This window comes from Pseudomonadota bacterium (assembly GCA_010028905.1).
In the GTDB taxonomy this organism is placed as follows: Bacteria; Vulcanimicrobiota; Xenobia; order RGZZ01; family RGZZ01; genus RGZZ01.
In genome coordinates, this window is the sequence record RGZZ01000602.1 from 1 (window position 1) to 2,640 (window position 2,640).

The 2,640-nt window shown below is 68.1% G+C and carries 3 protein-coding genes; all 3 read left to right on the forward strand.

Annotated features, from left to right (window positions below; genetic code table 11):
- Positions 1-128 precede the first annotated feature (128 nt).
- Positions 129-1,673, forward strand: a complete 1,545-nt coding sequence (locus EB084_23360; GenBank protein NDD31200.1) for an aspartate kinase — start codon at positions 129-131, stop codon at positions 1,671-1,673.
- A 236-nt stretch (positions 1,674-1,909) separates the two neighbouring features.
- Positions 1,910-2,308, forward strand: coding sequence for a hypothetical protein (locus EB084_23365; GenBank protein NDD31201.1), 399 nt, complete (start codon positions 1,910-1,912; stop codon positions 2,306-2,308).
- Positions 2,305-2,640, forward strand: a 336-nt coding sequence (locus EB084_23370; protein ID NDD31202.1) for a 4-hydroxy-tetrahydrodipicolinate synthase, incomplete at its 3' end; no start/stop codon positions are given. The genes EB084_23365 and EB084_23370, both read left to right, overlap by 4 nt.

The following is a 2,640-nucleotide window of genomic DNA, read 5'->3' on the forward strand; positions in this document are numbered from 1 at the left end:
CGAGCCTGCCTTCAGCCCCCCCGTCGAGCGGGCCCTCTCCGAACCCGTAGGGCGAGGTCCGGCAACACCCCCGACAATCGCGGCAACATCCGGCAACCTCCTGGCAACGAACCCGCAACGTCGCGGCAATGAACTGTTATCGTGGCGGCAACAAGCCGCCCTTGCCCGCGCGCGCGACCGACGTGAAGGATGGGTGTACCAAAAAAGGCCGCGCCTCCCTCGTGGAGGACGGCCCACATCTCTCCTCGCTCCCGGAGCGGTCCATACGTCCGGCTCCTCGGAAGCGCGCGTCGCCCTCACGGGTGAGGCGCGTATTCCCATTTCAGATCCGTGTGCCTCGCGGCGAGCGACGAGGAAGCCGGGCGGGGCGCGTCCAAACAGGGCGGGCATTGGAGACCATCGCGAACGTGACCTCTTCCGACACAGCCACACGCATCATCGTCCAGAAGTTCGGCGGTTCCTCCGTCGCCCGTGAAGAAGGGCGACAGCTTCTCGTCACCAAGGTTCGAGGCGCCCTCGACAGCGGCGCCCGTCCGGTGGTGGTGGTCTCCGCCATGGGCCGGCGCGGCGACCCCTATGCCACCGACACGCTCATCAGCCAGCTCGACTTCGTGCCGCGAGATCTTCGTGATCGGCGCGAGCTCGACATGCTCATGGCGTGCGGCGAGATCATCTCGGTGGTGGTCTGCGCCCATGTTCTTCGGCAGGAAGGCATCGCCGCCGCCGCGATGGTCGGCGCCGACATCGGCATCAGCACCGACGGGCATCACGGAGAAGCCCAGATCATGAGCGTCGCGCCGGGCACCATCACCGATACCGTGCGAGCGGGCCTCGTACCCGTGGTGGCCGGCTTCCAGGGTGTCGCGCCGGAAGGCAGCATCGTCACCCTGGGCCGCGGAGGCAGCGACACCACCGCGGTTGCGCTGGGCGTGGCGCTCGGCGCGGAGGCGGTCGAGATCTACTCCGACGTCGAAGGGGTCATGACCACCGACCCGCGCGTGTACAGCGGCGCCGCACTGATCTCACAGATGTCGTATGAGGAGCTGGGCGAGCTGGCCGTGGAGGGTGCGAAGGTCATGCACCCGCGCTCGGTCGACCTGGCACAGGCGCACGGAACGCCCCTGCGGATTCGCAGCACCTTCACCAACCACCCCGGAACCATGGTGCGACACGACCCGCCCGCCGATGCCCTCGAACGCCAGCGCGTGGTCACCAGCATCACCCCGCTCATGCCGGTCTCGCACGTCATCGTGTCGCTGCCCAGCGTGTCGCAGCAAGCCAAGGACCGCGCCCTTGCACATCTCTTCGAGCGCCTGACCGCGATCGGCATCAGCCTCGACCTCATCAACATCTGCCCGGACCAGCTCTACTTCATCGTGAAGCAGGAGTTCGTCGACAAGGTCACCGACGCGCTCGAGCAGCTCTGGCTCTCGCACACCGTGCGACGTGACTGTGCCAAGATCTCCCTGGTCGGCGTGGGCATGCGCGGCACCCCGGGCGTCGTGGGGCGCATCCACGCCGCGCTCCAGGCCGCGGGCATCGGGATACTGCACAGCACCGACTCGAACATCACGGTCTCGTGCCTCGTCGACGGCGCTGACATGCCGCGCGCGGTCGTGGCGCTGCACGACGAGTTCCTGAGCCATGCGGGGGCGCCCGTCCCGGCCGGCTGACGCCGCAAGAGGCTGGGCCACGTCCTGCCCTGGGGCGAGACGTGCGCGACCAGACCTGTCGTCCCCCGCAGGGTTCGCGGTTACCCGCGCCCGCGCGGGGGAACGCGACGCCTGCGTCGAATCACGGGGAATCTCGGCGAGGAAGTGCGCAACCGCGTTGTACGTCACCATCATGGCCATGGTCGTGACCACGCTGTCGCTGGCGGGCGGCGCCGCATGGCTGGGTCGAAGGCCTCGTGCGACCCGCGGCCATCTGCGCGGGGGGCATGCTCGGCGTGTCGATGGCCCTTCCTGCGGCGATGGCGCTCAACCCCTTCGTCGGTCTTCAGGCGGGCACGTTCCACAACCTGATGATCCTGGCCCTGTGCTTCGGCTTTCTCGGATTCGTCGTAGGATCTCTCAGCGGTCTTGCGGTGGGCGGAATGATTCACGCCACCCCGTCGCGAATCCATGGGAAGACTGAAGCCTCGGTCATTGATGACGAGCATCGGAGAGCGACGCCTCGCAGCGGTCTTGCGAACGCCTCCGAGAAGCCCCGCACGGTCGCAGACGCTCCTCCGTCGGCCCCGTTCGGTGCGATTCTCGCGCAGTGCCAGCAGTCTCATGATTCCAAGACCTCCGGAGGTGAGGAGTGAGCACGTTCGGCCACGTCGTGACGGCCATGGTGACCCCGTTCGACCCCCAGGGTCGCGTCGATCTCGAACAGGCAGCGGCCCTTGCCCAGCGCCTGCTCTCGGAAGGGACAGACACCCTGCTCGTGGCGGGAACCACGGGCGAGTCGCCGACCCTGACCCACGATGAGAAGCTCTCCCTGTTCCGCGCCGTGAAGAAGGCCGCGGGCAAGGCCCCGGTGATGGCGGGAACCGGCTCCAACGACACCGCCGCGAGCGTGGCGCTCACGCGTGAGGCCGAGGCCTGCGGCGTCGACGGCATCCTCGTGGTGAACCCGTACTACAACAAGCCGCCC

Bases quoted from the DNA above. Each gene is read 5' to 3' on its own strand.
- EB084_23360 (NDD31200.1), top strand. From the start codon at position 129: ATGAACTGTTATCGTGGCGGCAACAAGCCGCCCTTGCCCGCGCGCGCG.